The 25,318-nt window shown below is 41.0% G+C and carries 20 protein-coding genes, 1 tRNA gene and 1 pseudogene; 9 read left to right on the forward strand and 13 right to left on the reverse strand.

Translation table 11 applies throughout. The annotated features are described in order from the left end of the window. Positions 1 to 75: 75 nt before the first annotated feature. From hutH to AACQ83_RS03420, 3 genes are all read right to left on the reverse strand, one after another. Positions 76 to 1,620 carry a histidine ammonia-lyase gene (gene hutH, locus AACQ83_RS03410; protein WP_112876294.1) on the reverse strand — a complete coding sequence of 515 codons (1,545 nt, stop codon included), beginning with the start codon at positions 1,618 to 1,620 and terminating at the stop codon, positions 76 to 78. A gap of 8 nt (positions 1,621 to 1,628) precedes the next feature. After that, positions 1,629 to 3,308, reverse strand: a complete 1,680-nt coding sequence (gene hutU / locus AACQ83_RS03415; protein ID WP_112876295.1) for a urocanate hydratase — start codon at positions 3,306 to 3,308, stop codon at positions 1,629 to 1,631. Positions 3,309 to 3,743: 435 nt separating this feature from the next. Continuing rightward, entirely contained in the window at positions 3,744 to 4,343 is a 600-nt protein-coding gene (locus AACQ83_RS03420; protein ID WP_158536518.1) for a TetR/AcrR family transcriptional regulator, read from the reverse strand. Between the two features lie 249 nt (positions 4,344 to 4,592). Here AACQ83_RS03420 and AACQ83_RS03425 point away from each other — a divergent pair, with 249 nt between their 5' ends. Beyond that, positions 4,593 to 5,867, forward strand: a complete 1,275-nt coding sequence (locus AACQ83_RS03425; protein ID WP_158537747.1) for an FAD-dependent oxidoreductase — start codon at positions 4,593 to 4,595, stop codon at positions 5,865 to 5,867. Between the two features lie 113 nt (positions 5,868 to 5,980). After that, complete coding sequence (locus AACQ83_RS03430) at positions 5,981 to 6,637, forward strand: HAD family hydrolase (protein ID WP_112876298.1); 657 nt, start codon at positions 5,981 to 5,983, stop codon at positions 6,635 to 6,637. Here AACQ83_RS03430 and hutC read toward each other — a convergent pair. From hutC to hutI, 3 genes are all read right to left on the reverse strand, one after another. Then, positions 6,627 to 7,358 (reverse strand): histidine utilization repressor, encoded by a 732-nt coding sequence (hutC, locus tag AACQ83_RS03435; RefSeq protein ID WP_192880971.1) that lies wholly within the window; start codon positions 7,356 to 7,358, stop codon positions 6,627 to 6,629. The two genes, AACQ83_RS03430 and hutC, sit on opposite strands and share 11 nt — an antisense overlap. Positions 7,359 to 7,463: 105 nt before the next feature. Then, the gene (gene hutG, locus AACQ83_RS03440; protein ID WP_112876300.1) at positions 7,464 to 8,420 is read right to left on the reverse strand and encodes a formimidoylglutamase; all 957 of its coding nucleotides are present in this window, start codon (positions 8,418 to 8,420) and stop codon (positions 7,464 to 7,466) included. A 10-nt stretch (positions 8,421 to 8,430) separates the two neighbouring features. Further along, positions 8,431 to 9,678: an imidazolonepropionase gene (hutI, locus tag AACQ83_RS03445; RefSeq protein WP_112876301.1), complete on the reverse strand. Its 1,248-nt coding sequence runs from the start codon at positions 9,676 to 9,678 to the stop codon at positions 8,431 to 8,433. 236 nt (positions 9,679 to 9,914) lie between these two features. Here hutI and smrB point away from each other — a divergent pair, with 236 nt between their 5' ends. Next, positions 9,915 to 10,448 carry an endonuclease SmrB gene (smrB, locus tag AACQ83_RS03450; protein WP_112876302.1) on the forward strand — a complete coding sequence of 178 codons (534 nt, stop codon included), beginning with the start codon at positions 9,915 to 9,917 and terminating at the stop codon, positions 10,446 to 10,448. Between the two features lie 20 nt (positions 10,449 to 10,468). Here smrB and sixA read toward each other — a convergent pair whose 3' ends face one another. The 3 genes from sixA to fadI form a co-directional block, all read right to left on the reverse strand. Then, positions 10,469 to 10,951 (reverse strand): phosphohistidine phosphatase SixA, encoded by a 483-nt coding sequence (sixA, locus tag AACQ83_RS03455; RefSeq protein WP_112876303.1) that lies wholly within the window; start codon positions 10,949 to 10,951, stop codon positions 10,469 to 10,471. Between the two features lie 257 nt (positions 10,952 to 11,208). Further along, a complete protein-coding gene (fadJ, locus tag AACQ83_RS03460; protein ID WP_112876304.1) occupies positions 11,209 to 13,392 on the reverse strand; it encodes a fatty acid oxidation complex subunit alpha FadJ in 2,184 nt (727 codons plus the stop codon). Then, on the reverse strand, positions 13,392 to 14,702 hold the full coding sequence (gene fadI / locus AACQ83_RS03465) for an acetyl-CoA C-acyltransferase FadI (RefSeq protein ID WP_112876305.1): 1,311 nt from the start codon (positions 14,700 to 14,702) through the stop codon (positions 13,392 to 13,394). Before fadI ends, fadJ begins: the two co-directional genes overlap by 1 nt. A 583-nt stretch (positions 14,703 to 15,285) precedes the next feature. Here fadI and fadL point away from each other — a divergent pair. After that, on the forward strand, positions 15,286 to 16,599 hold the full coding sequence (gene fadL / locus AACQ83_RS03470) for a long-chain fatty acid transporter FadL (RefSeq protein WP_112876306.1): 1,314 nt from the start codon (positions 15,286 to 15,288) through the stop codon (positions 16,597 to 16,599). 77 nt (positions 16,600 to 16,676) lie between these two features. Here the strand turns inward: fadL and mlaA are convergent, their stop codons facing one another. Then, positions 16,677 to 17,429: a phospholipid-binding lipoprotein MlaA gene (mlaA, locus tag AACQ83_RS03475; RefSeq protein ID WP_112876307.1), complete on the reverse strand. Its 753-nt coding sequence runs from the start codon at positions 17,427 to 17,429 to the stop codon at positions 16,677 to 16,679. A 189-nt stretch (positions 17,430 to 17,618) separates the two neighbouring features. On the opposite strand from mlaA, the gene AACQ83_RS03480 reads away from it, so the two are divergent. Next, a tRNA-Arg gene (locus AACQ83_RS03480) sits at positions 17,619 to 17,693 on the forward strand. Between the two features lie 625 nt (positions 17,694 to 18,318). Here the strand turns inward: AACQ83_RS03480 and AACQ83_RS03485 are convergent. Then, positions 18,319 to 19,572, reverse strand: a complete 1,254-nt coding sequence (locus AACQ83_RS03485) for a dicarboxylate/amino acid:cation symporter (protein ID WP_112876308.1) — start codon at positions 19,570 to 19,572, stop codon at positions 18,319 to 18,321. A 490-nt stretch (positions 19,573 to 20,062) separates the two neighbouring features. On the opposite strand from AACQ83_RS03485, the gene ybfF reads away from it, so the two are divergent. Beyond that, complete coding sequence (gene ybfF, locus AACQ83_RS03490; RefSeq protein ID WP_370446036.1) at positions 20,063 to 20,824, forward strand: esterase; 762 nt, start codon at positions 20,063 to 20,065, stop codon at positions 20,822 to 20,824. Between the two features lie 26 nt (positions 20,825 to 20,850). Here ybfF and AACQ83_RS03495 read toward each other — a convergent pair. After that, positions 20,851 to 21,171 (reverse strand): annotated as a pseudogene (locus AACQ83_RS03495) (hypothetical protein); the annotation flags it as partial. A 457-nt stretch (positions 21,172 to 21,628) separates the two neighbouring features. Further along, positions 21,629 to 22,645, reverse strand: coding sequence for a formamidase (locus AACQ83_RS03500; RefSeq protein ID WP_112876311.1), 1,017 nt, complete (start codon positions 22,643 to 22,645; stop codon positions 21,629 to 21,631). 442 nt (positions 22,646 to 23,087) lie between these two features. Here AACQ83_RS03500 and vapB point away from each other — a divergent pair, with 442 nt between their 5' ends. The 3 genes from vapB to AACQ83_RS03515 all read left to right on the forward strand — a co-directional run bounded on the left by vapB (position 23,088) and on the right by AACQ83_RS03515 (position 25,316). Continuing rightward, positions 23,088 to 23,306, forward strand: a complete 219-nt coding sequence (gene vapB / locus AACQ83_RS03505; protein WP_112876312.1) for a type II toxin-antitoxin system VapB family antitoxin — start codon at positions 23,088 to 23,090, stop codon at positions 23,304 to 23,306. Then, positions 23,299 to 23,703, forward strand: a complete 405-nt coding sequence (gene vapC / locus AACQ83_RS03510) for a type II toxin-antitoxin system tRNA(fMet)-specific endonuclease VapC (protein WP_112876313.1) — start codon at positions 23,299 to 23,301, stop codon at positions 23,701 to 23,703. The genes vapB and vapC overlap by 8 nt, the downstream gene beginning before the upstream one ends. A gap of 629 nt (positions 23,704 to 24,332) precedes the next feature. Beyond that, on the forward strand, positions 24,333 to 25,316 hold the full coding sequence (locus AACQ83_RS03515) for a class I SAM-dependent methyltransferase (RefSeq protein ID WP_112876314.1): 984 nt from the start codon (positions 24,333 to 24,335) through the stop codon (positions 25,314 to 25,316). The last annotated feature ends 2 nt before the right edge of the window (positions 25,317 to 25,318 follow it).

Below are 25,318 nucleotides of genomic sequence, written 5' to 3' on the forward strand. Positions count from 1 at the left end.
TATCTTTTATTATTGGGTTTTATGAGAAAGATAAATGTGACAATCAGGCCGGTCGGGCACCGGCCATTGGCTTATTTAACGGTTATTTTTACTCTGTAATATCTGTCCAGAAGGCAGTAATGAGGAGAGATGTTGCTCAGCTAATAATTTCACAGCAGCATTAATATCAGGTGCAAAAAAACGATCCTGATCATAATAATCTACTTTCGCTCTCAAGATAACACGCGCTTCTTCCAAAATCGGGCTGCTTTTCAGGCCATTACGGAAATCGATCCCCTGGCAGGCAGATAACCATTCAATTGCCAGAATACCTCGGGTATTTTCTGCCATCTCCCATAAACGACGTCCCGCAGCCGGCGCCATTGATACATGATCTTCTTGATTAGCCGAAGTTGGTAAACTGTCAACACTCGCCGGGTGTGCTAATGCTTTATTTTCACTGGCAAGCGCCGCTGCCGTCACTTGTGCAATCATAAAACCTGAATTCACACCACCATTCTCAACCAGAAAAGGCGGAAGCTGTGACATATGTGAATCCATCAACAACGCAATACGTCGTTCTGACAATGCACCTATCTCTGCCAATACCAGAGCCAAATTATCAGACGCCATTGCAACAGGTTCAGCATGGAAGTTACCACCGGAAATCACTTCTCCCTGCTCAGCAAACACCAGTGGGTTATCAGATACGGCATTAGCTTCAGTCAGAATAACATCAGCAGCATAGCGCAACTGAGTCAGGCAAGCGCCCATGACTTGTGGCTGACAACGTAATGAATAAGGGTCCTGTACCTTGGGGCAATTGATGTGAGAATCTGATAGTTCGCTGCTCTCCTCTAATACATGACGATACAATGCGGCAACATCGATCTGCCCCTGTTGCCCCCGTACCGCATGTACACGGGCATCAAATGGTTTGCGGGAACCCAATGCCGCCTCTACGGATAAAGAACCACAAACTATCGCTGCCGCCAACAGATCTTCTGCCTCAAATAACCCACGTAACGCAAAGGCCGTGGATACTTGGGTTCCATTGAGTAACGCCAAACCTTCTTTAGCCGCTAATGTAATGGGTTGTAAATTGGCCTTTGCCAGCGCTTCTTTGGCTGGCAGCCATTCGCCCTGATAATGCGCTTGCCCTTCCCCAAGTAATAACAAGCTCATATGTGCCAACGGCGCTAAATCACCCGAAGCCCCTACCGATCCTTTACAGGGAATATGAGGATAAATTTCCGCATTGACTAACGCGATTAATGCTTGAATAACGGCGAGACGAATACCTGAGTAACCACGGGAGAGGCTGTTAATTTTCAATACCATGATCAACCGGGTCATATTATCGTCCAACGCTTCACCGACCCCGGCAGCATGAGAAACGACAAGCGAACGCTGTAGTTTTTCTAAATTATCTTCTTCAATTCGTGTACTGGCTAATAGCCCGAACCCGGTATTAATCCCATAGGCAATGCGATTTTCAGCAAGAATCGCATTAACACACTCCACGCTGTGTTCAATAGCAGGAAAAATTTGGCTATCCAGCGTGATTTTTATCGGTTGTAGATAAACCTGACGTAGTTCATCAAGGGTCAATTTGCCTGGATAAATAGTTAGCTGCTTCATAATGTTCCTTATTTTGTATTAAGCATCGGCAAGTCTAGTCCTTGCTCTTTGGCACAATGGATAGCGATTTCATAACCTGCATCGGCATGACGCATAACCCCAGTGGCCGGATCGTTATGTAGCACCCGTGCTATACGTTCTGCGGCTTCATCAGTTCCATCACAAACAATCACCATACCGGCATGTTGTGAGAAACCCATGCCGACACCACCGCCATGATGCAGAGAAACCCAGGTAGCACCGCTGGCAGTATTCAGTAAGGCATTTAGCAACGGCCAATCCGAAACGGCATCAGAGCCATCACACATGGATTCAGTCTCGCGATTCGGGCTGGCTACAGAGCCGGAATCCAGATGGTCACGACCAATAACAATCGGTGCAGAAAGTTCGCCACTGCGTACCATTTCGTTAAAAGCTAACCCTAGCTTGGCTCGCTGCCCTAAACCAACCCAACAGATACGGGCAGGTAGACCCTGAAAGCTGATGCGTTCCCTCGCCATATCTAGCCAATGATGCAAATGTTGATCATCGGGGAGTAATTCTTTAACTTTAGCGTCAGTTTTATAGATATCCTGTGGATCACCAGAAAGCGCTACCCAGCGGAAGGGTCCGATACCACGGCAAAATAACGGGCGAATATAAGTAGGAACAAAACCAGGAAAATCGAAAGCATTTTCTACGCCGACTTCATATGCCATTTGGCGAATGTTGTTGCCGTAATCAAAAACAGGAATGCCCTGTTGCTGGAAAATCAACATCGCCTTAACATGTTCCACCATTGAAGATCTTGCTGCTTTGATGACCTCTTCCGGTGCTGAAATAGCACGTTGGCGGTATTCTTCCCAACTCCAGTTTTTCGGTAGATAGCCATTGAGAGGATCGTGTGCACTTGTCTGGTCAGTGACCAAATCCGGGCGTACGCCCCGACGGACTAATTCAGGCAAAATTTCAGCGGCATTACCGCACAGTGCGATAGAGATGGCTTTACCTTCCTGAGTGTATTTTTCGATCCGGGCCAGGGCGTCATCCAGATCTTTCGCTTGTTCATCGACATAACCAGTACGCAGGCGGAAATCAATCCTGCTTTGCTGACACTCAATATTTAGCGAACACGCTCCAGCCAGTGTTGCAGCCAGCGGTTGTGCTCCCCCCATCCCTCCCAAACCAGCAGTTAACACCCAACGGCCCTGTAAATTACCGTTATAATGCTGGCGACCAGCTTCCACAAACGTTTCATAGGTGCCTTGAACAATTCCCTGGCTACCAATGTAAATCCAGCTACCCGCCGTCATTTGGCCGTACATAGCCAGCCCTTTAGCATCCAGCTCGTTGAAGTGTTCCCAAGTCGCCCAGTGCGGCACCAAATTCGAATTTGCAATAAGTACCCGTGGGGCATTGCTATGGGTTTTAAATACCCCAACCGGCTTGCCCGATTGGATTAACAACGTTTCATCGTCTTCCAACTCTTTCAGTGTTTCAATAATCTTGTCATAGCACTCCCAATTTCTAGCAGCCCGACCAATACCACCATACACCACCAGTTCATAAGAGTTTTCAGCAACTTCTGGATCAAGATTATTCATTAACATGCGCAGAGGAGCTTCGGTTAGCCAACTTTTGGCTGTTAATTGTGTTCCTCTGGGTGCCCGGATACCAACATTACGGAATTTACTATTTTGGGCGGTCACGGTCTGGCTCCTTTTGGTCTTTAGATATTTGCTAATGTATAGTTGTACATACATGTATATTCAATAGACCAAACCATTAGCTAAAATGACAAATTGATGAGTTTATTATTTTTATTTTCTTATGAATCAATTTGTTAATATTATTTCTCTCCAATTATCAAGGAATCATATTTTTCTTATTTTTGTGTTTACAATCACAAATTATTTACATAAATTTTACAAAAATATAATTTAACTAAGAAAGGGTTTTTCCTAGCTAGAGAAAGTTCTTTTGCCAACTTTCTTTTGCCAACGATGTAATAAACTGACAACGCCACAACATGTGGTGGCGTATTGGATGAGATATATGAAAAAGCTATTTTGACTTAGCAAAAATCACTCTTTGGATGGGACACCTATAACCGCCAACAGATCCTTTTTTATCGAAATGAACATTCAATCCCTAGCCAAACCACCAAACGCACAATCAATAACCTTATCGACAAATTCAGGTGTAACGAGAGAAAAAGAAACCATATATTTGTAGTAAATAGCACCGAAAATACAGTCTAACAATAAGTCACGATCAGTATGAGAAGAAATTTCTCCCCGCTCGATAGCATGTAAAATAATCTGCTTTCCTAACTGTCGTCGTGGTTCAAGCCAACGCTGAATAAAAACCTCTCTCACCTCAGTATCGTACTGCGCTGATCCCAACAGATACCTAAACAGTAACCCGTGCTTACTTTGCAACACTTCAATAAGCTTTTTAATGGTAATCCGCATGGATTCTATCACCGGCATCTGTTTGTCATAAATAATTAGAGGTTCAATATCATCAAAGAAAGCATCCATTAAAACTGCTGATACATTCGGCCATCTACGATAAATAGTCGATTTCGCAACGCCTGAATACAAGGCAATATGGTTAATAGTAATATCTGCAATCCGTCCACTTTCAACGAGAACAAGTGCAGCATTCAACACAGCTTTTGTTGTGTCATTATCGCGTGGACGCCCACGTCTTAATGGGGATAGCCGCTCATTCTCACTCATAAATCGCTCCATTCATTGACAAATTAAAATACCCCAAAATTGGTATTGACAAATAGTACCAGAAAAGCAAGTTTAGACGTTCTATTTTCGATACCAGTAGTTTCGTATTTGATAAGGGTAATCGGAATAGAATGCTATTTCTAGCAAAAAACGGGATGTACTCCGTAAAACCGAACAAATAATTCAATGCTCAACTCATAGAAAATGTTCCCAGGAACATTAATTCTGACTAAAGAATGGAGGAGAGAAATGTCTGTATATGATGTCGCTGTTATTGGCGCTGGCCCAGCAGGTTTAGCTGCGGTACAGAAATTGAAAGGAAAAGGTTTACGAGTTGTACTAATCGATAATGGCAAAGCTATTCATGAACGCGATAAAGATAATCTCGTTGAGATAACCGAAGGACACGGTGGTGCAGGGCTGTTTTCTGACGGAAAATTCTCATTTTTTCCTTCTGCCAGTGCACTTTGGGAGTTACCAAATGAACTAGAATTACGGCAAGCTTATGAATGGACATGCACCACGCTAAACACATATGGTCTGGACACACCACCATTCCCAACAAATCCCAAAGACTTTACAGTAGGCTCCGGGGAATGGGTATTAAAAGATTATCCCTCTAATTATATGTCTCTTGAAGATAGAATTAATCTTGTTGAAGATATGGTGCAAACGGCAGATGCAGATATCATCACACAAACTAAATTCCTGTCTTATAAATACGTCAAAAGAAAAGATGCTCTGATTATGAATTTAAGAGACAAAAATGCCAATACTTATCAAATTGAATGCCGACGAATCATTTTAGCTAGTGGAAGATTTGGTCCATTAGAGATTGCCAGCCTGGTTAAAAAACAATCTTTCAATCGGTTAGAAGTTGGGTTCCGCATTGAACAGCAAGAAGATTTGGCATTTTTTAAAAATATGAAACAACTCGACCCGAAGTTAAAGTTTCGGTCGGATGATGGCGTTATTGAATGGCGTACTTTCTGTGCTTGCCGGGATGGCGAAACAGTATTAACAAAAACCCAAGATTTATGGACCGTTTCCGGTCATTCTGACGGCCCTTCGACAGGACGATCTAATGTTGGGTTTAATACACGTATCCTCGATGAAGATATCGCGGACCGAGCACTCAATAATATTGTTTCCGCCATGAAGCAAGAAGATTCTTACTTTAGAATCAAAGTACAAGATGTATTAGCAGGAAATGCTAACATAATTACACAACTTATATCTATTTATGGAGAAGAGCTATTCGATAAAATGTTGCAAGGATTACGTAATATTATCAAAAAATTTCCCGAAATTGATCACGAGAATACACATATCGTCGGTCCTACACTAGAAGGTGTCGGTTGGTATCCCAGTCTTGACGGTGATTTAAGCCTGGAAACTTCCCCTTATCCTGTATGGGTTGCAGGTGACGCTTGTGGAATTTTCAGAGGTATTGTTGCTGCAATGATTAGTGGCCACTATGCCGCCTCAGCGGTTCTTAAAACCTTGGCAGTAAAAGCCGCCTAATTCGTGAGCTAGCTGAATAAGCGGGGGATTACTAAGATAGGTAATCCCTATATGTTTACCATCACGAACAAACCTACCCTCTCCCTATAACGAAAAAATGACTTAGGTTTATTATGAAAGTATTACATGTTTTTGATATGGACGGCACTCTTCTCAGAGGAACCACAGCAAGTCTGGAAATTGCCCGTACAATGAATTGCCTGACAGAGCTTCATCTGCTGGAAAAACAATTTTCTCAAGGCGATATAGATACCAAGAAATTTGCCGCTGAATTACAACGTCTATGGTCAAACTTGCAGTACGCTGACGTTGCTAAAGTTTTTCATGCCTCACCGTGGATTGGAGGAATAAAAGAGGTTTTTGACGATATCAGAACCAAAGGTGAAATATCTATGGTCATTACCCTATCACCAGACTTCTTTGCCCAACATTTAAAAAAATTTGGGGTTGATATCGTTGTTGCATCAAATTTTCCTGCTTTACCTTTTCGTGAATCGATTGATCCAGAACAGATATTAACGCCCGAAAGTAAATTACAGATAGTGAAAAAATATGTACAGGAACATGGGCTAAATTTGGAAAAATGTGTTGCCTATGGTGATTCTAGCTCTGACATCCCCTTATTTAATGCGCTTACCAATACGGTTGCCATAAATGGAACGGATAAAATACGTGAAATCGCATTAATCCATTATGAAGGTAATGATCTATGGCAACCCTATCAGCTCATACGGAAAAAAATCAGTTATGAGGATATAGCTATGAGTTGAAACGTCCTTTCAATTTATACCGATTACCCGGAAATAACAGCCTGGCACTGGAAACAGTATAATGAGTCGACCAAGTTCGGCGACTAATTAACAAACAGGGAGCCCCTGACTCAATTTGCAACAACTTGCAGGATCGAGGATCGCCAGCAATAGCTTCCACAATGTGTTCACCTTCCGTTAGAGGTGCAATCATTGACAAATAATCGTGTGGCGTAAGTTTCGTAAAATCCTGTTGCAAATAATCAGGCACCGCTTGGGCATTAACATAACGATCTTCTATTTGAACAGGAACATCGTTTTCATAATGGACAATAATCGAATGATAAATCGGCGTACCAACAATAATGTCCAATTCAGCGGCCTGTTTCACATCCGCATCCAGCTCGGATAATTTTAATATTTTACAGCGATGCTGATGAGAACGAGCTGAAATCTCATCAGCAATGCTGTGAATTTCGAACAGAGCGGATTGCCCCTTCGGTTCTGCGACAAACGATCCCACGCCTTGCAGCCGTACTAATAGCCCTTCAGCGGTCAACTCACGCAGTGCACGGTTAGCAGTCATACGGCTACAGTTAAACTGTTTAACCAATTCAGCTTCAGAAGGAACACGATCATTTGATTTCCACTCACCGGTGTAGATTTTTTCAATGATAGATTGTTTCACTTTGGCATACAGAGGCGCAGGTTTGGCAAATGATCCTGATAAGTGCGTCGTCACAATAAATTCCTTATGCTATAAAAATGTTAAGTGATTAATTACACTCACTTTATCAAGCTATCTTTGCCAAAATAGAAAACACAATAGTACTGTTATTTTAGATAATCAATACCACCAATGTGCTAATTGCCAGGCAAGACGTGCTGCTGCTCTTCCACCTATACCTTGTATATCAAATATTGGATTGAGCTCAACCAAATCAGCCGCCTGTAGTTTACCGCTCTGACAAATTGGCTGAATTAATTGCAGAAGGCGCTCCAATGGCAGCCCCAATGCGGCTGGCGCAGAGACTGCTGGCATCTGATAAGCAGGTAATACATCCAAATCGATCGTCATGTAAATCACATCAACTTGCTGGAGTATATCTTGTATCTGCTGTTGTACCTTGTCCAGCATAGTTTCACAACATTGATTATCCCAGATAATCGTAGCGTTCAAGCGATTTGCTTCATCCACCAATGCCTGCGTATTAGACGCCAAACTTGCGCCAATGCAAGTATAGTGAAATAGACGTTGATGTTGCTGACAATATTCAGCAAGTTGACGAAATGGTGTACCAGAAGTGGGCTGCGGCGAACGCCGTAAATCGAGATGAGCATCAAAGTTAATAATACCAACACGTTGATGTGGAAAAGCATCATAAATGCCAACACCATGAGCAAAAGCCGTTTCATGTCCACCACCCAATACCAAGGTACGTACGTTCTGACGTTGACATTGGGTAATGGCATCAGACAAGGCTTGTTGTGCTTCACTCAATTGATTGGGATTAGCACGAACGCTTCCCAAATCTACCAATCTATCATGCCCTTTATGACTAGCCATATTTGCCAACGACTGCCGCAAATAATCAGGGCCTTGATTGGCACCAAGCCTCCCCTGATTGCGCTTTACACCTTCATCACATTCAAACCCTAAGAGAGCAATATAGTGAGAAAATTCTTCCGGCGTAAAATACGGAGATACTTTAACTGTTTGAAAAAGCCGTAGTGCATTATCCGCTTCTACCAAATCATTTCGTCCTTGCCAAATAGTCGGCGAAGTAGCATGCCATAAATTCATTTACCGCTCCTTATCTGTTATATATGCTGGAATGAGTCATAACACCACGAAATACTCTGGTATTCAAAGGGTTATGACCCAACTCATAGAAAATATCAACGGGATTTTCTGCATCCCAGACAACAAAATCGGCGTAAGCTCCTACACGCAACTGTCCGTGACGCTGTTCTCTGCCCAATGCACGAGCCGCATGTCGGGTTACACCTAACCATACCTCTTCAGGAGTCAATCCAAATTGGACACATGCCATATTCATGGTCATTCGCAAAGAAGCAAATGGGCTGGTTCCAGGATTAAAATCGGTAGATACAGCTATCGGCACATTAAATTGCCGCAATAAATCAATAGGAGGACGCTGTGTTTCCTGCAAAAAGTAGAACGCACCAGGAAGCAAAACAGCTACCGTACCACTGTGACTGAGCGACTCAACTCCCGCCTGATCTAAATATTCAATATGATCCACAGAAAGACCATGATAGCGAGCGACCAGTTCACTCCCGCCTAAATGAGATAACTGTTCCACATGACCTTTTACTGGAATGTTCCAACGCTGTGCTTCCTGAAAGAGTCGCTCAGTTTGTGCCAGATTAAATCCTACACTCTCACAAAAAACATCTACTGCCTCAAACAGCCCTTTTTGCCAAAGTTGTGGAAGGATATCTTCGCAAATCAGATCCATATAAGCATCGGGATTATGCTTATATTCAGGTGGACAAGTATGAGCAGCAAGCAATGTGGGGCTGATCTCGATCGGGTTATGTCGCGCCAAGTGCTGCGCAACCTGTAGCAACTTTTCTTCATTTTCCAGATTTAATCCATAACCCGATTTAATCTCAATAGTGGTCACACCTTCGGCCATAAATGCAGCAAGGCGTTGTTGCGCAGAACGCTCAAGTTGCTCATGAGAACTGGCCCGAGTCGCAGAAACTGTCGCATTAATCCCCCCTCCCTGAGCGCTGAGTTCAGCATAGGACATACCATTTAAACGCTGTTCCCACTCATAAGCCCGGTTACCACCAAACACTAAATGGGTGTGACAATCGATTAAACCAGGGGTAATTAAGCGTTGCTGGACATCAATTACCTGGCAACGACTCGTCTGTAATGTTGCAGTGGGCAAAATAGCTAAAATTTTGTCATCACGCACCACAAGATCATATTCTTTTAATAATCCGTAAGCTGCATTGACAGCAGCATCCATTGTTGCCAGTCTTGCATTACGCCAGATGGTATCAGTATCACACAGTTCTATTACCATGATCAGCATCCTGTATTGGTCTGTATCTGATAAATCAGTTTTTTAATTGTATATACATTTATTTTCCAACCCACTGTCATTGTCAAATTATTTTATTAACTATCTGGATATACCTTCTTATCAGCATTTTTAAACCACAAACTCGGTAAAATCAGGTTTTATTAAACATAATCAGGTTTAATAGTTAAAAAGATGCAGTACACTTGTCACAAAATGGTTTAATCAACTGAGCAATGATGAAAAATAAATACTCCCTGAATGAGGAAGAGATTCACTTATTTCAACAATCGGTAACAGGCACTAAACGCATCAACCAGGATACCGTTTTACATTCTCCCAGAAGAAAAAAAACCAGCTATATTGCCCCTGAACGAATTCAGCAAGAGCAAATTGATGCCAGCTACTATTTTTCTGATGAATTTCAGCCCAACCTTGATACCGAGGGCCCTACCCGTTACGTAAGGGAAGATACAAACCATTATGAATTGAAGAAATTACGTCGAGGTGACTATTCGCCAGAACTGTTTCTTGATTTACACGGATTAACTCAAATGCAGGCCAAACAGGAAATTGGAGCATTGATCGCTGCTTGCCGTCGTGAACATGTCTATTGTGCCTGTATCATGCACGGCCACGGAAAACACATTCTCAAACAGCAAACACCTCTGTGGTTAGCCCAACACCCCGATATCATAGCCTTTCATCAAGCGCCAAAGGAATGGGGAGGTAACGCCGCACTATTGATGCTTATCGAACTTGATGAGCCTTGAGCCAATACGCCGCTGAATTATTAGGCTTTTGCTACCAATTGAGACGGACTGACCTGCCAGGCAAGAGTCCCTTTGCCAGTCTGGCTGTTTAAATCCACGCATATCATTGCAGAAGTTGCAAACATCGGTGGTGTTTCTGCCGGACATAGCTCAGCAACTAAGTAGCTGACTAATGGTAAGTGAGAGACAACTAAAACAGCGTTATGACCTTGCTCAGCAAGAAACTGGAGATAACTACTCACTGTAGCAGCATCACCTGACGGCGTTAATCCCAACAACACCTCTTCACCATCCGGCAAAGATAAGGATTTACGAACAATCTGTAACGTTTGTTCAGCGCGAATATAAGGACTCACCAATACGAGATCAATCTGATGCTTTTGCTGTGCTAACCAACAAGCCATTTTTTGCGATTCATCACAACCGCGAGGAGTGAGTTGCCGGGCAGCATCGCTAATTGCATCTAAAGCCGCGTCACCATGACGCATAATAAAAATTTGCATAGTCCACCGTATGAATGAGTAAGTGCAGTTATCCCACTTCTGAGTTATACAATAAAAATTGTTTCTACAAAAAACATTTCAGACAGGGTGAACAAGCATTCTACTCAAAACAAAAACAAATAAAATGATTGAACGACAACCCAATAGATGTTGTTTGAACCTATAAAGAGATCTTTTTTATTCAAAAACACTTAATATAATTCCGGAGCCCCACGGCACCGGAATCCATCTTTTCATCAATACAGTACAAGCCACCACTATGGATAAAAACTTTTATTCTGTTCAGCCATTTTCATTAAACATTCACAAGGTACAAATCTGTCTCCATACTGGCTTTCCAGCCTACGCAGAATCTCCACCACTCTGGCACAACCAAGGCTATCAATATAACGGAATGGACCACCAAAGAATGGCGGAAAACCAATGCCAAATACCGCCCCAATATCACCATCACGTGGACTTCTGATAATGCCTTCATCCAAGCAACGAACAGCTTCATTAAGCATTAGCATCACACAACGTTGAGCAATTTCTGACGAGAGCATGTGCGACTCAGGTGTTATATTTAGCAAGGTATAAACTGAGCTATCAACTTTTTTGCCTTTCTTACCAAACTGCCAGAATTTTCTGGACCCTGAGGCATATAAATAGAAACCACGGCCATTTTTCCTACCCTTACGACCATCTTTCAGTACAGCATCGAGAGACTCAGGTGCAGCAAAACGCGGACCTAGTTGTTCTACCAGAATCGGCATGATTTTGGTGCCAACATCAATACCTACTTCATCCAATAAATTAATCGGCCCTACTGGAAAACCAAAATTAACCAGTGCTCCGTCGATATGGTCAATAGGTTCTCCTGCTACCAGGCAATGCGCGGCCTCACTAATATAAGGGACAAGAATCCGGTTTACATAAAACCCGGCTTTATCACCTACCACGATAGCGGTTTTACCCTGTTTCTTCGCCAAAGCAACGACTGTAGCAATCGTTTTCTCACTGGTCCCTTGATGTGGAATAACTTCCACCAGCGGCATCTTATCCACTGGACTAAAATAATGCAGACCAATAACCTGCTCTGGTCGTTGGGCTTTTTCAGCAATCTGATGGATAGGTAGTGAAGATGTATTAGATGCAAATATGGTTTCTGGTTTAGCATTCGTTTCAATTTCTGCCACCATTTGCTGTTTTAGTGGCAAATCCTCAAACACTGCTTCAACAACAATATCGGTTTGTGCGAAACCACGATAATCTACTGTTCCTGAAATTAGCATCATTTGTTGAGCACACTCTGCCGGACGTAGTCGTTTTTGCTTCACCCGCTTGGACAACAAATCCCAAGTATATTTCAATACCTGGCTAATGCCCTTTTCATTAATATCTTTAATCCGCACCGGTAGTTTGCCACGAGTGGCTGTTACATTCGCAATGCCTCCGCCCATCAAACCACCACCTAATATACCAACGCGCTTGATCTCCGCCGGCTTCTCTGATGACCCCGTTTCATTCTTCAACGAAGTTGCAGCAAAAAACAGATTACGTAAAGCAGCAGATTCCCGTGTCATTGCCAGTTCACCAAATGCCACCGCCTCAGCCCGTAAACCCTGGCTCATGCCTTTTTCAAGACCTTCTTTGATAACTTCAATAATTCGTTCAGGTGCAGGATAATGACCACGAGTTTTCGCCAATGTCTTTTTACGAACAATATTAAACAAAAAGTATCTTCCCACGGGGCCAACTAATAGCCGCTGTTGCCACGGCAAAGGCTTACGCACAGGAATACCCTTTTTGACTTTTTCGATAGCAATGTCTAGCAGAATATCCAACGGCACAGCATCATCCACCAATCCGAGCCGTAATGCCTGTTTCGCCCGTAGCTGTTTACCTGTCAGAATGATATCCAACGCTGAACTAACACCAATAAGCCTTGGCAACCGCTGAGTACCACCAGAGCCGGGTAATAACCCAAGTTGAACTTCCGGTAATCCAAGACGAGTTTTATCATCCTGTGAACATACACGCCAATGACATGCAAGCGCCAATTCCAAACCGCCCCCCAAACAAGCGCCATGAATTGCTGCTACGACAGGCAAGGGGTAATTGGCTATCTGAGAAAATAGTTTCTGACCCTTTTCAGCCAAATCTCGCGCATCTTCTTTGGTCTTACATCCGGCAATCATAGAAATATCAGCACCAGCAATAAACGTATCCAGCTTACCGGAAATCAATATTAATCCTTTAAGACCAGAAGATTGCTGAGCTTGCTTGAAAACATTCAGAAATTGATCAACAAATTCTGCTTTCAGCGTATTTACCTTTTCTCCCGGTACATTAATGGTGATAATGCCGATCTTATCTGGCCTGACATCAAAACTGAAAACAGAAGCAGTTTGGTTTGTACCCATAGTGATGGGTGCAGCATCATGCTGAGCCTGAGTCATTATTCCACCTCCAATACCATAGCTGTGCCCAACCCGCCAGCAGCACAAGCTGTTGTCAGCCCAAGGCCACCGCCACGACGACGCAACTCATTCAATACCTGCGTCACCATACGAGCTCCTGTTGCTGCAAATGGGTGCCCATAAGCGATTGAACCCCCTAAGACATTAAATTTGTCCATATCGACTTCACCAATTGCCTGAGCACGCCCTAATTTATTACGAGCAAATTCATCACTGGCAAACATTTTCAGGTTTGCCAGTGTCTGAGCCGCAAAAGCTTCATGCATATCGATTAAAGTTAGATCTTTCAGTGTAATACCTGCACGATCGAGCGCTATTGGCGTGGCGTATGACGGCCCTAATAACATATCTTGCCAGACATCAATGGCCGAGAATGCATAGCTACGCAGATAACCAAGCGGTTTTATTCCCAACGCCTTAGCCACTGATTCACGCATCAATATGACCGCCGCTGCACCATCCGTCAGCGGTGTACTGTTTGCAGCAGTGACCGTGCCGTACTTACGGTCAAATGCCGGACGCAGCTTCGCATAAGAGGTCAGTACAGAATTTTTACGAATATTATTATCTTCAAGCAATGCTTCACGGTATGGAGGGAAGTGAGCTGTCATGACTTCATCAACCAACAATCCCTGTTCCCAAGCTTTTGCTGCCAGAATATGGGAGCGATGTGCTAATGCATCCTGATCTTCTCGACTGATACGGTAAGTCTTCGCCATCTGTTCCGCGGTATCTCCCATACGCAGACCTGTCGAATATTCCGCTACCGCCGGAGATACAGGCAATAAATCACGAAATTTAAGGCGGCTAAGTAACTTAAGGCGTTGCGATAGCGTTTTAGCCTTATTCATCTCCACCAGAGTACGAGCCAAGGATTTAGTCACACCAATCGGCAATACAGACGAAGAATCTGCTCCACCAGCAATCCCGATATTCACCGTGCCAGCCATAATGCTTTCAGCCACATTAGCAATCGCCTGGAAACTAGTGGCACATGCACGGGATACACTGTAAGCATCAGTACTCACACTTAACCCAGTACCAAGAACGATTTCACGGGCAATATTCGGCGCTTCAGGCATTTGCACTACTTGCCCAAACACCAGTTGGTCAATCTTTTCAGGGAGTAAACCACTCCTTGTCACAAGTTCGCTGACGACTGATTTACCCAAATCCACAGCCGGTATGTCGTGATACGATGTTGCCTGTTTAGCAAATGGAATGCGTAGCCCACTGACAATGGCGATACGATCACCTTGATGTGTCACTTTTGTTAAAGGACGACTCATAACGGCTCCTGAAAGATTATCGTTAACTGAATCAAATTACTGAAAAAACTCTTCAACCAACCTGGACAGGTCTGACCTGACAGATCATTGTTAGCGTAATGTTTATAAATAGCAAACCTGAATAAACCAAAAATGAGAGGAAGCGCAACTTTAATTTATTTAATGGCTAAATGGTTTCAATGCTTATTCGAACATGTTCGCAAGCTTTTGTGCGACATTGGCTTATTACATCAGTCATAATTTCATTACTCAAATATTCATAATGAATTTTAATATCTTATCTCTCTTAAACTACCGGAAAACTCGTTCTACCCCTTAAAGTATATTTATCTGTCGAAATTTGATCTTAAAAAATCATTTTTAAACGTTTTTATTAATATCAAAAATCATTTTTTTGTTAACTGAGTCGCGTTTTTGATATCAACTTGGTAATATTTTGAAAACATCCTTGCAACACCAACTGTTATCAGACCTATACTTCACGACTGGTCTGATTTGTCAGCGAGGCAAACCGACCCTACAATCCTGCGCTCCTTGCTAAGATAAGTGGCATAGTTAAATAATAAACAAGAGGGTTTTGGTTATGAACCAGAAAAACCTGTTCACCCGTTCAGCATTAGCGGTTGCAGTGGCAATAATTTCATCAAATGCTGGCGCTGCTGGTTTCCAGTTAAATGAATTTTCTACTTCGGCTTTGGGCCGTGCTTTTTCCGGGGAAGGCGTTGTTGCTGATAACGCAACGGTAGGAAGTCGTAACCCAGCAGCAATGACGCTGTTTGATCGTCCATCATTTTCCATTGGTGCTGTCTATATCAACCCTGATGTTGACATTACCGGTAAATCCCCAATAACGGGCAAAAGTACTAACGCTAAAAATATTGCTCCTACCGCTTGGATACCTAACATACATTTCATTATGCCAATCGATGATCAATGGTTTGTTGGGACCTCGGTCACCACCAACTTCGGCCTGGCAACCAATTTTAGCAATAACTATGAAGCAGGACCCATCGGCGGTAAAACTGACCTGACAACGTTGAACTTCAATCTGAGCGGTGCTTATCGTCTGAACGATCACTTTAGCTTTGGTTTAGGGCTGAACGCTGTTTATGCGGATGCAAAAATTGTCCGTCATGCAGGTATTCTGTCGCAGAAACTGCGAGGCGCCATAAACCCAACAGATGAAGTTGCTAACCTAGAAGGCAAAGATTGGGGTTATGGCTGGAACGCGGGCATCATGTATGAAGTGGATGAAAATAACCGTTACAGCTTGACTTACCGTTCTAAAGTTAAAGTTAAATTTAAAGACGGTGACTATAAAAACGATATACCGGCTATGGTAGGACGAAAAGTAGGCTTACCTGCTACCGGCGGTCAAACCATTGGCGGTAAATTGGATCTCAAGTTGCCAGATATCTGGGAAGTTTCTGGTTATAACCGTGTAGCACCTAAATGGGCTATCCACTATAGCCTGGCGTATGCAGGCTGGAGTGAGTTTGATGAATTGAAAGGGACTAGGAAAAAAGACGGCGCAGTCCTGTTTAGTAAACATGAAGGCTTCAAAGATGCCTATCGTATTGCTTTAGGCACAACTTATTATCACGATGACAACTGGACATTCCGTACCGGTATCGCCTTTGATGACAGCCCGATCCCTGCTGAAAACCGTTCTATCTCTATTCCAGATCAAGATCGTTTCTGGCTGAGCGCTGGTGCAACTTACGCATTTAACAAAGATGCTTCTGTTGATGTAGGTGTTTCTTATATGCACGGTCAGAAAGTCACTGTCAAAGAGAGATTATCTGATAACAAATCTGATCCAACTAATGTACCATACGAATTCGAAGCTAAAGGTACTGCTTGGCTTTACGGTGTGAACTTCAACTACGCATTCTAATAATATGCAGCCCTAAAAAAGGATAGTTCCACTGCTATCCTTTTTTATCTACAAAGTTAACAATCAAATAACAACTATCAATCAATACTATCCAAATCATCCTGTAATGCTTCCGCATTCGGATTTTTCGTGGCTTCCAGCTTACCACCGCTTGCCATAAAATCATGGCTCTGGAAATAAGCCTCACGCATCATCAAATAAGGATCTGATGAGTTCTTCAACAAGCCATCAGAATCCAGTAAACGAGCACGGGTTTCAATACCCTCAAATGCCCACTTGCCGGCTGACATCCAAATAGTCAGATAACTCAGCATTGGATAAGTCATATCCGCCCAATTTCCCCCTTCATCACGTAGGGTGAAACTGCCATAGCCCGGTAATACAACATAAGGACCATATCCCGCCTTATAATAGCCTAGGGTACTCCCAAAGCGTTTTGACTCTTCTTTTGCCAATTTAGGGTTTGCCATCGTTGCAACATCAATCAGCCCCCCCATACCCAAAATGGTATTCAGGAAAAAACGATTAAAATGTTTCATCCCCTGATATGGGTTACCACGCAAGAAACTGTTTACCATACTAGCCGGCTCTTCGAGATTACTCAGAAAATTACCCAAACCATTTCGAGCAGGCATCGGCACATAATCGTGCCACGCTACCGCGACTGGACGTAAAACATAAGGGTCAAGAACATCATAATTAAAGTTGAACATTGTACGGTTAAAACCTTCCAATGGGTCTGAACGCCCCTGTTCAACAGTATCAGATGAATTAGCGCATCCCACTAGTAATGCGGCGGTAAGAGCGATTCCGCCCAAACGATACTTCATACATCTCTCCAAATAATAACCTTCTAGATCCGGCAGATCAGTTTGTTACACGACTCGCCGATGATCATCAATAATGTGAATATTACTGACAATCTAACTTGAATGGTATTCAATTCAAGCGATCACTAAATAGGCAAACAGTTTATAACGCCTTATATTATGAATGAAAAGCCGTTATAATAAAGCTATGTCCCCTTAGTTAAATGGATATAACAAGCCCCTCCTAAGGGCTAATTGCTGGTTCGATTCCAGCAGGGGACGCCACTCTTAACTAAACCTACCTAAATATGCTTAAACAGATCCACCAAAAACCCAATAACAGCAAGCAATCATACTAAATCCACCTAAATCGAACTAAATTAGAATAAACTCTAACGCGGGGGTAATAGTCACACAGTCAAACTGAAACTCACCAATAGAGCGGGTTATTGCTATTGCTGTCGTTGTGGTGTTAAAACCGCTTAGTGAGTCCATACAGTACTTGCAACAAGAAAAACCGCAATCAAAAAACAAAAAACGCCGAAAAGGCTTGGGCTAGATGACAATGAAGTAATAGGCATTGGGAACCTCATCGCTATCCTCTTTACAGACTTCTTCTGGTTACTGGTTTTGCCTTTTACAGTAAAAGAGATGTCCTATTTGTGAGAATTCACATACAGAACCGCCAAAATCAGAAAATGAGATAAGGAAAATAAATCAGGCTAATTATGCCACTACCTGAGTTATTCACACTTTAGATCCCAATAAATTGAAAGTAAGTTACGTATGCATATCAGCGGGAGAATAGTATGAATTGCTGCTGGTCTTCATTGATTAGAATTCATGCCGACACAAGGCCGGCATTATTTTATTAATTGGTCATCGAATAGATAAAAACTTAAAAATTTACTTACTTGGCATTTAGCACTTCGTTTAATTTGCCTTCATCAAGCTGACGACAACGTTTCGCGACCACAATCGTTGCAACACCATTACCAATTAGATTCGTTAAAGCTCTGGCTTCTGACATGAAACGATCTATTCCCAGTATTAATGCCAGCCCTGCTAGTGGTAAATGCCCAACAGCAGAAATTGTCGCAGCTAATACAATAAACCCACTACCTGTTACGCCAGCAGCACCTTTAGAAGATAAAAGTAATACAACCAATAGCGTTATTTGATGCACAATATCCATATGAGTATTTGTTGCTTGAGCAATAAATACCGCAGCCATTGTCAGGTAAATGGAGGTACCATCCAGATTAAAGGAATATCCCGTCGGTATCACCAATCCAACAACAGATTTCTGGCATCCCGCTTTCTCCATTTTATCTAACATACGCGGCAATGCTGATTCAGAAGATGATGTTCCCAATACAATTAATAACTCTTCTTTAATGTAATTAATAAACCGGAATATACTAAATCCTGTCGCTTTTGCGATTGTCCCTAAAACAAATATGACAAAAAGAATACAGGTGATATAAAAGCAAACTATTAATTGTCCTAATTGTACCAACGTACCAATACCATATTTACCGATGGTAAATGCCATTGCACCAAAAGCGCCTAAAGGAGCCAATCGCATTATCATATTGATAATACCGAAAATAACATGCGAAAAACCATCAATAATATTAAAGATTGATTTCCCTTTCTCTCCTAAACGATGAAGCGCAAAACCAAATAACACAGCAAATAATAAGACCTGCAAAATATTACCACTGGCAAACGCCCCAATGACACTGGCCGGAATAACATCAAGTAAAAATGCTATTATCCCTTGTTCAGCAGCCTTCTCCGCATATAGGGATACCGCTTTAACATCTAACGTAGAGGGATCAATATTCATCCCAGCACCAGGCTGCATAACATTGACAACAATTAGCCCAATAATCAAAGCAATTGTGCTAACTATTTCAAAATACACCAGTGCAATAGCACCCGTTTTACCAACAGCTTTCATACTTTCCATACCTGCAATGCCGGTTACAACAGTACAGAAAATAACAGGAGCAATAACCATTTTGATTAATTTAACAAATCCATCACCCAATGGCTTCATTTCTGTACCAAGCTCTGGATAGAAATGCCCCAGAAGTATACCGATAGTTATTGCGAGCAAAACTTGAAAATAAAGACTCTTTAGTAAATTTTTCTTCACTTCTTAATTCCCTAATCCATAGTATAAATCAGATTCTATTTATTCTTATTAGAACGATGTAGTTTTTGTTAAATGTACTTTATACCTTTATTTAATAAAACATAAAGTAAATTTTCATCATTTTTTCACAAAAAATTAAAATTAACACACAATTTTTTAAGATACAGATCACATAAACACACAATCAATAACCTCACTAAGATGATTGAACCAATAATCATCTCACAAGTTATTTAAAACTTTCCATTTAAAAATATTATTTACTCGAAGAATGTTTATTTTTCAATCCATTAAGTATTACCATAAAAAAATTAACAAATTTTTGATACATGAACATTTTGAAAACGATGTAATCATAAAAAATTATTAACTATAATTGTACAGCTTGGTTGCTTTTTTATAATTTAAGCAACAATATACACGGCATGATATCAATACCTGAAAGAAAACAATTCTCATCATGAAATTAGACAACCCGTTAAATTACCATATGCAGATACCGGAAAATCCGCTCTCTTCTACCCCTGTGGTATTAATCCATGGGTTATTCGGTGATCTCAATAATCTTGGGGTTTTGGCTCGTGATTTGCAGCAATACTATCCCGTCATTCAAGTCGATGTACGCAATCATGGTCTATCTCCACGGGCAAACAACATGGATTACCACGATATGGCACAAGATGTTATTTCCCTGCTGGATCATCTGCAAATTCAGTCCACCCTTATTATTGGTCATTCAATGGGCGGTAAGATCGCGATGGCAATGACCGCATTAGCACCAGAGCGGATAGAAAAAATTGTTCTTATTGATATAGCCCCCGTTGCCTATCAGGTTCGCCGTCATGACCAAATTTTTACCGCACTGAACAAAGTGACAGAAGCCGGAGTGAAATCCCGTCAAGACGCTGCTAAGATTATGCGAGAAAATATTCAGGAAGAAGGTGTCATTCAGTTTTTACTAAAATCATTCCATCAGGGGGAATGGAAATTCAATTTACCGGCATTAATTAACCAGTATGAAAAGATCATCGGCTGGCAAGAAATCCCTACATGGCCTCGCCCGGCCCTGTTTATTCGTGGTGGCCTTTCCTCTTATATCCAGGAAGAGTACCGGAATGATATCACCAGACAATTTCCACAAGCCAAAGCTTGGATTATCGCTGGTTGCGATCACTGGGTTCACGCAGAAAAACCAGACGCAGTGTTAAAGGCAATTCATCGTTTTCTTAATACCAATACGGAATTAATGTAGGAAACCGATTAATTAGCGATAAAAATATCAAATTCACTGAACTTCGAAATCGCCGCGGCTATCAAGTGATCATCGCCCTCTCCACCGTTGATGACTGCATGGTAGCCCATCAGTTTTATCACATCATGGCCAGAACAACCGTCGATCCGGTTGTCATTGCCAAATACTCTGGCAAAATCATTGCTTTCACCTAACTCAATCTGGTTATTATTACCGATGGTGACAACATAATCCTGACCGTTACCCGCATCAATCAGACTACCTTCGCCAAAGACAAATGCCTGGTCATCTCCTCCGCGGGCATAAATGTAGCCACCAAATCCAATGGCATCAATGTCATTATCATCAGCGAAATAATTCCCGGTAAAGAAATAATCCCAATTCAATTAAATTTAGATTTTATATATCCAATTTACACAAGAATTAAAACTATTCTCAATCATCATATAGATGATTAATCCATTCAATAAATTAATGTTAAACTAGTAATACAACCAATTAATAAATACAATGGGATTAATAAAAATATAATGAAAAATCACCTTGCTATAATAGTTATCCAATAAAATATTTATACTATTTTCAATTCCAAAAAAAGATTCAAATCAATAAATATAGGACATAATGGGAGGTAAAATATCACCGGCCAATCCGACAATCATTACATCCTATATTTCCACAATACCCTTCATACCAGAAGAATGCCAGACTCACCACTTTTCCACTACGCTTTAAGTTTACACAGGATGGAAAGAATAGCAGCATCGCAGCGCTTCTATGGTGCTACATTATCAGCCTCTCAGCTTACTTATCAATTTTCGGTAATGGCCCCAATTTCACACCTTCTGGATAATATTTCCAGCCATCACGAATACGGATATTTTCATCCCAAGGTAGTTTATATTCACCGTTTGCTAAATCACGCACCCAAGTCAAATAATTAGCTCTCTCTCCTCCAGGTTTACCAACATAACCTCGACAACCAAGATTAAAAATACTGTTCTCTAACGCCCAGTTCTCACGAGCCTTATCCGCCAAACGCGGGAACAGTTCAGCAGTGACAATTTCCCACGGATTACGCTGCCCTTGCTGGATAATGTTACCGTCATAATTACAAATCGTACCTTCACCGAAATAATAAAAAACCTCATCGTAACCTGCCAGATTAACCGATACGGTATACATTAAGTTCTGCCAAGCATTAGTGCGGTTAGTCCAGATCCATTGGTCGTTGACTTGGGTAGAATAACCGGAAATGCGGATAAAAACGTTACAGCCTTTATAGGCAGCTTCACGCGCCAATTCTGGAAACATACCATCGTGACAAATACATACCGCCAGCTTTGAACCTTTAGGCCCCTCACAAACCGGCATACCCAAATTACCCGGCATCCAGGGTTCAATCGGCACCCAAGGCTGCAACTTGCGGTAATGCAATACAATCTCACCGTTGCTGTTAATAATTATCGCAGTGTTATAAGGTGGCTGCGACGGATCTTCATTATGTTCCATTACTGAAAACACACCCCAGATATCGTTGCGAATACAAGCTCGACGAAAACAGTCAACTTCTGGACCGTCCAGCGATAATAACATTTCATCATAAGTCCAGATCTTGGTATTTAATCCCTGAACGGAATATTCAGGAAATACAATAAAATCCAAGTCAGGATAACCGGTTTTAGTTGAATCGATTGTTTTACAGATCTGCTGCACTTGAACCTGAATATCTTCAGGCCCCTTAATAATAGGAACAGGATATTGAATAGCGGCAATTAATAACGCTTCATCCCACGCACTGACACTTCCGGTACTGCCCATAAAGACCTCTGAATGAATAGTAGTTATTAAAATTGAATGACAAGTTTCATCGTTATACAGACAAATAGAACGTTATCTTTACCCGTCGTTAAGCGATTTCACTAATGCATAATAGCGTCTCTTTTGTTCACAAAAATGCGATCTGTAACATTAAATAAGAAAATTAATAACTTTGTAGTAAAGAGTACCGCTATTAATATTAGGGTTAATTTGTCCTGAATAACTTTGCAAAATAGTCGAACACTTTGAAGGAACTCAATCCGGTTTAAGCGATATGAGGAGTTATAAAAAGATCCCAAACGATCTGTTTGGCCTTTACAACATGTTAACCATCAGCAATCAGTCACCATAGACCTTACCCATATTTGATTTTATGCTATATACTCGTGATATATAGCAATAATTAAAGAGGTGTGCCATGATATATTAAAGTAAAGTTTTTATGAGCAACCGAACTCAGAATGTGAGGTTACCCGCAGATATCCGTTTCCCTGATAATGTAAAAGAAGTTACTGTTAGGTCAAGAGGCAAGGAACGAATTATTGCGCCCATACAAAATACATGGGATAGTTTTTTCCTGTCTGATCAATCTGTAACTGACGATTTTTTACCTGAACGTCCTGATCAAGTAACAAGTGAAAGAGAATCTTTCGATGATTAAGTATCTGCTCGATACTAATATCGTGATTTTCGCGATAAAAAAGCGCCCTCAATCCATTCTGCCTAAATTCAATAAGAATACAGACCACATGGCTATTTCTACGATCACGTTGGCAAGACTGATTTTTGGGGTTGAAAAAAGTGGAAATCCTGAGAGAAATTTGGCAGTTATAGAAGATTTTATTTCTCGATTAACTATTCTTCCTTATGACGAACAAGCCGCATTTCACTATGGAAATATTCGTACATCACTAGAAAAAATCGGAAAACAGATCGGAGATAACAATCTGCATATTGCAGGGCATGCAAGAAGCAAGGGGTTGATAGTTGTTACCAATAACACAAAGGAATTCAATAGGGTCGATGGATTAAGAGTGGAAGATTGGACACTAGATTGACAACACTAAGCAAAATCTGCCCCTGTGATTAGCCGGGGCAAGATTTTATGAGAGTTTGTTATTACTTAGTTTTTAACGATTAACTTTCGCAATAGTAATCAAACAACATTTTAAACTTATATTATTTGTGACATTCCTATTTTGACATATAACCAAAATCAACATACTGACAATAAATTAACTCATTAATATGATCATAAAAAAACAATTAAACTTTATAATTAACTCTATTTAATAACAAAACCCTAAATCAAGGACAAATCATCAACCCTGCTTACCAATTCGTTAAGAAAAACCACCAACCTCAATGATAATAACCACAAAAATACTTAATATTATCAATAAATTATATGTCACAACATGATTTAACTAATAAAAAACTTTACATTTTTATACGTATAATGTATGAATATTTAAGATGGAATTGGGCAAATAGTGGGAGGAATCATGATCTTTTAATAAATAAAAGGCAATATCCGCTGCTTTTATTTCCTTCTTATTTATCCCATTCCAAATTGTTGCAATATAGATCTGTAGAACAATATGATTAATTATTGGCATACCATGTTGTTGTGTAATGCTTTAGCTTTTTCAATTGACATTATATGCAATGAATAAGGAAAATCACCATGTTGGCATCAAATTTATTTAATGGTTATATTGGCTCCAACCTATGTTACCACCTTGAGAAAGAAGGTATATTTGAATTATTCGGAAGCAACTCTTCATTCGATAAGTCTATTCTGAAAGAAAAAAATTTTGACAACCAAAAAATAAAAATAATTGAATCCCTTATTTCATTCTCAACAAAATTTGGTTTTTTTGTTGATTCTGATGAAGGGAAAATTAGCCTGACTCCATTAGGCATGGATATGAGGAAAAATGTTGGATTTTTCACTTGGTCTATAGGTGGCTATGGGAATTTCATGCGAAACTTTACAGACCTCAAAGATGAGAAAAATAATTCATTATATAGTCTGATTGATGGAGCTAACGTAGCGTTAGGATCTCGGCAAGCAAATCGTGAATACATGTGGAATACAATAATTAAGGAATTAAAAAGACTAAATATAAGTAAAATAGTAGATTTAGGTTGTGGTGCAGCTGGAGCTTTAATCGACATTTGTAAGATTTTTAACAAAGTAACGGGCTTAGGTATTGATATAAGCCATAAAGCTATTGAAGCGGCTGAAGTTAATATAAGAAATAATTCTATGGATGACAGAATTTGTGTGGTTAATCAGAACGTAATGGAAGCTACCGATGATGCTTCATTAATAGCCACATTCGAAACTGTTGATACAGTAATTTCCTTCATGATGCTGCATGATTTGTTTAACATCAAAGATCCTGTGGACGTTCTTCGAACATTACAAAAGACTTTCCCAAAAGCAAAAAGATTTCTCCTGGCAGATACCTTTATGTCAGATGAAAATACAATCACCAAAGAAACTCCCATATTTATTTATGGTTTTGAATTCGTGCATCACTTTATGAATATAAGGATTTACAAGAAAGAAGAGTACATAGATTTCTTCTCCAAAGCTGGTTTTGAAATTGAAAAAATTCAATATTTGAATGTTCCTAACACTTACCTTTTCACTCTGAAGTGAGG

The organism is Photorhabdus sp. S10-54 (assembly GCF_963878145.1).
In the GTDB taxonomy this organism is placed as follows: Bacteria; Pseudomonadota; Gammaproteobacteria; order Enterobacterales; family Enterobacteriaceae; genus Photorhabdus; species Photorhabdus kayaii.